Source organism: uncultured Cetobacterium sp. (genome assembly GCF_947039425.1).
GTDB lineage: Bacteria > Fusobacteriota > Fusobacteriia > Fusobacteriales > Fusobacteriaceae > Cetobacterium_A.
The window spans coordinates 1-6,275 of sequence record NZ_CAMQYW010000099.1; the positions used below are offsets into that span (position 1 = coordinate 1).

At 30.1% G+C, this 6,275-nt stretch carries 6 protein-coding genes; all 6 read right to left on the reverse strand.

The genetic code is table 11. From position 1 onward, the window contains the following. Nucleotides 1-1,184 (reverse strand): ATP-dependent Clp protease ATP-binding subunit ClpX (clpX, locus tag Q0V09_RS06430; RefSeq protein WP_297487767.1); only part of this gene is annotated, 1,184 nt, incomplete at its 3' end. Nucleotides 1,185-1,195: 11 nt separating this feature from the next. Next, nucleotides 1,196-1,771: an ATP-dependent Clp endopeptidase proteolytic subunit ClpP gene (clpP, locus tag Q0V09_RS06435; RefSeq protein ID WP_297405926.1), complete on the reverse strand. Its 576-nt coding sequence runs from the start codon at nt 1,769-1,771 to the stop codon at nt 1,196-1,198. Between the two features lie 114 nt (nt 1,772-1,885). Beyond that, on the reverse strand, nt 1,886-3,172 hold the full coding sequence (gene tig / locus Q0V09_RS06440) for a trigger factor (RefSeq protein WP_297487769.1): 1,287 nt from the start codon (nt 3,170-3,172) through the stop codon (nt 1,886-1,888). Between the two features lie 31 nt (nt 3,173-3,203). Next, nucleotides 3,204-4,907 carry a single-stranded-DNA-specific exonuclease RecJ gene (recJ, locus tag Q0V09_RS06445; RefSeq protein ID WP_297405924.1) on the reverse strand — a complete coding sequence of 568 codons (1,704 nt, stop codon included), beginning with the start codon at nt 4,905-4,907 and terminating at the stop codon, nt 3,204-3,206. Nucleotide 4,908: 1 nt separating this feature from the next. Next, nucleotides 4,909-5,265, reverse strand: coding sequence for a 30S ribosome-binding factor RbfA (gene rbfA / locus Q0V09_RS06450; RefSeq protein ID WP_297405923.1), 357 nt, complete (start codon nt 5,263-5,265; stop codon nt 4,909-4,911). Nucleotides 5,266-5,276: 11 nt separating this feature from the next. After that, nucleotides 5,277-6,275: translation initiation factor IF-2 (locus tag Q0V09_RS06455; RefSeq protein ID WP_367172309.1), on the reverse strand; the 999-nt coding region annotated here is incomplete at its 5' end.

Genomic DNA, 6,275 nt, shown 5'->3' on the forward strand with positions numbered 1-6,275 from the left:
ATAGATTTATCAGATGGAATTTCAAACATTAATTCAGTCATAATATTCTCAATGATAGATCTTAATCCTCTAGCTCCAATTTTTCTTTCTAGAGCTAAGTGAGCTATTTTTTGAAGTGCATTTTCATCAAACTCAAGATCAACATTTTCCATTTCAAAGAATTTTTTATATTGTTTAACAATAGAGTTTTTAGGTTTTGATAGAATCATCATTAGTGCATTTTCATCAAGAGGAGTAAGTGTAGTTATAATAGGTAATCTTCCAACTAATTCTGGAATTATTCCTTGTCTAACTAAATCCTCAGGTAAAACTTTTCCTAATAATTCAATTTCATTTGAAACCTCTTTAGAAGATTGAGTAGATCCAAATCCTAAAACTTTTTTATTAGTTCTAGATTTTATAATTTTCTCCATACCTTCAAAAGCTCCACCAACAATAAATAGAATATTTGTAGTATCAATTTCTATTAGCTCTTGATTTGGATGTTTTCTTCCACCTTGTGGAGGAACTTGTGCTTTTGTACCTTCAATAATTTTTAAAAGAGCTTGTTGAACTCCTTCACCAGAAACATCTCTAGTAATAGATGTATTTTCAGATTTTCTAGCAATTTTATCTATTTCATCAATGTAGATAATTCCTTTTTCAGCGGCTTGAACATCATAGTTAGCAGCTTGTAAAAGTCTAACTAAAACATTTTCAACGTCGTCACCAACATATCCAGCTTCTGTAAGAGTAGTAGCATCAGCAATAGCAAAAGGAACATGTAATGTTCTAGCTAAAGTTTGAGCAAGTAATGTTTTTCCAGAACCAGTAGGTCCAATAAGAAGAACATTTGATTTTTGAAGCTCTACATCTTGATTTCCTAAATCTCTATGCATAATTCTTTTATAATGATTATATACTGAAACCGCTAAAACTTTTTTACTGTTTTCTTGTCCAATAACATAATCATCTAATTTATCCTTAATTTCTTTTGGTATTGGTAACTGTATATCTTTAAGTGAATGGTTAGGAGTATTTTCATTAGTTTTTTCTCCATTGTAAACATCAGTTTCATACCCAAGCATATCAAAACAAGTTTCAATACACTCATCACATATAAAAGCACCATTTATACCAGAGAAAAGCTTTGAAACTTCGTCCTGTCCTCTTCCACAAAAAGAGCAATTCTCTTTTTTACTCATGATTTATCCTCCTATTTTACAAATACATGGTCAATTAGACCAAATTCTTTAGCTTCTTCAGCACTCATAAAATTATCTCTTTCTGTTGCATTTATAATTTCTTCAACTGATTTTCCTGTATTTTTACTTAAAATTTTAGATGTCATCTCTTTCATTCTTAAAATCTCTCTAGCTTGGATTTCAATGTCAGTTGCTTGACCTCTAGCACCTCCAAGAGGTTGATGAATCATAATTCTTGAATTTTCAAGAGCAAATCTTTTTCCAGGTTGTCCTGAAGCTAAAAGCATGGCTCCCATACTAGCAGCTTGACCAATACAAACTGTTTGAACATCAGGTTTTATATAGTTCATTGTATCGTATATAGCCATTCCAGAAGTAATAACACCTCCAGGGCTGTTAATATACATAATAATATCTTTATTAGGATCTTCAGCTTCTAAGAATAATAATTGAGCAACAATAGCATTAGCTATTTGATCATTAATTTCGCTACCTAAAAATATAATTCTATCCTTAAGAAGTCTAGAGTATATATCATAGGCTCTTTCACCTTTTCCTGTATTTTCAATAACTGTTGGATTATACATATTTTCATTACCTCCTTAAAAACTTAAAGTTAAATACTAAAAATATTTTGGTATTTAACTCTAATTTTTTAAAATAATTATTGAGTAGGGTTTCCCCTACTCAATAGAATAAAATTATTTAGCGTTGTTTACAATGATTTCAACAGCTTTTTGAGATAAAAGCTCATTCATTAAACTTCCGTTAAAGTCATTTAAGTTGTTATTTTTAGTTAATTCAGCTTCTAATTGCTCTTTGTTCATTCCGTACATTTTAGCAATTTCTTCTGTTCTTGAAGATAATTCTTCAGCAGAAACTTCAAGATTCTCAGCTTTAGCTATTGCTTCTAAAACAAGGTCAACTTGAACTTTGTTTTGAGCCATTGGAGCGATTTGAGAGAAAGCTTGTTCTTTAGTCATACCAGTCATTTTTAAGTATTGATCCATATCCATTCCTTGAGCAGCTAATTGTTGGTTCATTTCAGCCATTCTGTTTTCAACTTCTCTTACTACCATTGACTTAGGTACATCAGCTTTAGATTCAGAAACTAATTTTTGGATTAATTTTCCAACAAAGTTGTTTTGAACTCTAGCTTCTTCTTTAGCTTTGATCTCTTCAGTTTTTTTAGTTTTTAAATCTTCAACAGATTCAAAACCAGCTTCTTTAGCAAACTCATCATTTAATTCAGGTTGAACTAAAGTTTTGATAGCATTGATTTTTACTTTAAATACAGCAGGCTTACCAGCTAAAGTAGCAGCATGGTACTCAGCAGGGAAATTAACAGTAATTTCTCCCTCTTGTCCTACAGTATATCCAACTAATTGATCTTCAAAATTGTCAATAAACATTTTTGAACCAAGTTTTAATTGGTGAGAATCAGCTTTTCCACCTTCAAATGGAACACCGTCGATTGATCCTTCAAAAGCAAGGTCTACAGTATCTCCCATAACAGCTTTGTGCCCTTCAGCAGCATCAACTAAGTTAGACTTAGTAGCCATCATATTTTCGATTTCTTTGTTTAAAAGATCTTCTGACATTTCAAAAGTTTCTTTTTCAACTTCTAATCCTTTGTATTCTCCTAAAGTAATTTCAGGGTAAACATCAACTTTGAAAGTAATTTCTAAAGTTTCGTTCATTTCTGTAACAAGATCATATATAAAGCTAACTGGAGCGATTTTCTCTTCAGCAACTATTTTATCAAAGTTTGCTTTAAGAACAGTCTCAACAACCTCTTCTTTAATAGCGTCAGCATAAGCAGCTTCTACTTTATTAATAGGAGCATGTCCTTTTCTGAATCCAGGAACTTCAACTTTACCAGCTAATGTTTTAGTAACACCTGCTTTGATTGGTGATAATTCTTCAGCTGTTAAAGATATTTTTATTTCTACTGCTGAATGCTCAACTTTTTTTAATTCGTGTTTCATCTTTTTCCTCCTTGAAGTATATATATATTTATTAAATATCTTGAGTTGAATGAACTCTAAGATCTTTTAAACGAAATTGGTAGTATTCCTCTCCTTTATTAACCATTATTTCAGGATAGTAAACTATATCATATAAGGTATTTGGATTAGATAAATCTAATTTTGAACTTAAATCAAAAGCAACTAAAGGAAAAGAAACACTATTTTTTTCTAGCATACCATTAAAATGTCTATTTTCAATACCAAAATATTTAACATTAGTAATTTTAACTAGTGTATCTAAAAAATAAGGGTGTTTATTTTCTAAGCCAAAAGGTCCTAGATGTTTAATATCATTGATGAAATGTTCATCAATGTTATCAATAGAAATTTTATAATCAATTTCTAAGGTTTTAACAGGTTTTTGATAGTGTAAATTTTCGTCAATCTCTTGTGAGAAAAAATTGTCAATAGAAGGAAGAAATTTTTCATCTGCAATAAATCCAGCAGCTAAATCATGTCCACCAAATCTAATTAATTTATCTTCTATTTGTTTTAAAATATTGAAAACATTTACTCCTGGAATACTTCTACAAGAAGCTTTAGCAAGACCATCTTTTAAAGAGATCATAGCAACAGGAAGATCATATTTCACACTTAATCTAGAAGCTACTACTCCAATAACACCAGGGTGCCATTTTTCAGAAGCAACAAATATATATTTTAAGTTTTTAATATTTTTCTTAGAAATCATATTATTAGCTTCATCAAAAATAGTTCTTTCAAGTTCTCTTCTTTGTTTATTTGCTTTTTTCATCTCTTCAATAATATTGTATATTTCAAAATCATCGGTCTTGATAAAAAAATCAGCACCTAATTTTGAATTTCCAAGTCTTCCTAAAGAGTTAATAAGAGGTGAAACAAAGTAACTAATATCAGTAGTGCTAATGTCTTTATTAAACAGTTTTAAATATTTCATAAGATACATTAGACCTTTAATTTTAGTATTTTTTAGAACTTTAAGACCTTCACTAATAATAATTCTATTTTCATCAAACATAGGAACAACGTCAGCAACAGTCCCGATCATAACAACATCCATATATTGAGTCATTTTAGAAATATTTTCATTGAGACTTTTATATACAGCTTGAGCAACCTTAAAAGCTACTCCCGCTCCAGCAAGGAATTTAAAATCATATTTCTTGCTTAATTTTGGATTTATAGTGAGAATATCATCTTCTTCCTCTTTAACACTTTTATGATGGTCAGTAATTATTACATCAATTCCAAGTGACTTAGCATAAAGTACATCTTCATAAGAGTTAATGCCAGTATCAACAGTAATTATAAGTTTTCCTTGTTTTTTATGTATAAAATCGATGGTTGTTTTATCAAGGCCATAGCCATCATCCATTCTATTAGGAATATAATATTCAATATCAATATCAATTTCTCTAAAGGCCAATACAAGAAAAACAGCTGCAGTAATTCCATCAACATCGTAATCTCCATAAACAAAAAGTTTTTCATTCCTTTTTTTTGCTGAAATTATTTTATTAACCACACTATCCATCATTTCAAAATCAAAAGGGTTTCTAAGCATGGATAAAGAAGGGTTCAAAAAATCTTGAACCTCTTCTTTGTTAGAAAATTCTTTTTTTAAAAGCAATGTGGCTAAAAATTTAGAAACACCCCACTGACTAGCCTTAGTTTCAATAAGATTTTCAGATACTGACTTACACTCCCAAATCATATTATCCCTTTAAAGTATTTAATAACTGAGTGATTTTAATTGCATGTTCAATTGTATCATCCAGTTTAATTCTCATTTCAGGAGTATATCTTAAGGCTAGTTCATCAGATACTCTTTTTCTCAAGAAACCTTTAACTTCATTAAGTCCTTCTAAAACTTCATTTTTGTTGAAATGTTTACCTTCAATAGGCATAATGCTGAAAAATAAATCAGCAAATTTTAAATCTTCTGTAACTCTTACACTAGTCATAGAAACCATAGCTTTTTTTATTTTAGGATTTTTAATCTCCTCAAAAAGTGCCTTAGAAACAACTTTAGTAATCTCTTTTTCTATACCAGCTAATCTTTTTTTATTCATTTCACCTTCACCTACTTTAATGTTCTTTTTATTTCGATAATATCGAATGCTTCTACGATATCTCCCTCTTTAATATCATTAAAGTTTTGGATACCTAATCCACATTCCTGACCAGCAACAACTTCTTTAGCATCATCTTTATATCTCTTAAGAGTGCTTAATTTACCTTCATAAACAATAACACCATCTCTTAAAATTCTGATATTAGAATCATTTCTAACTTTACCGTCAACAACTATACAACCTGCAATATTTCCAACTTTAGAAACTTTAAATACTTTTTTAATCTCAATTCTTCCAGAGTAATTTTCTCTAAATTCAGGATCAAGCATTCCAGTAAGAGCTTTTTCAATATCTTCAGTAATATGGTAGATGATGTTAGAAGTTCTAACTTCTACTCCAACAGCTTCAGCATCTTTAAGAGCTTTAGTTGTTGGTCTTACATTAAATCCAATGATAATGGCATTAGAAGCTTCAGCAAGTCTAACGTCACTTTCAGTAATTGCTCCAGAAGCAGCTTGAATTATACTAACAGCAACTTCATCAGTTGATAATTTTTGTAATGAATCTCTTAATGCTTCAACAGAACCTCTAGAATCAGCTCTTAAAATAAGATTTAATTCTTTAAGACTTGCACGATCAAGATCTTGAGAAAGAGACTCAAGAGATATTGATTTTCTAGTTACTTCAGAAATTTTTCTTTCTTTAGCAACTTCGTCAACGATTCTTTTAGCATGTTGTTCATTTTGAATAACATAGAAAGTATCTCCTGCAGATGGAACTTCGTTAAATCCAATAATTTCTATTGGTTGAGAAACAGTTGCAGATTGAGAGTTTTCTCCTTTATCATTTAAAAGAGCTCTAACTTTACCCATACACTCTCCAGCAACGATAACTTCACCTATTTTTAAAGTTCCTTCTTGTATAAGAACGTCAGCAATAGGTCCAACTTTTGGATCAAGTCTAGACTCAAGTACAATTCCTTTAGCTCTTTTCTTAGGGTTAGCTTT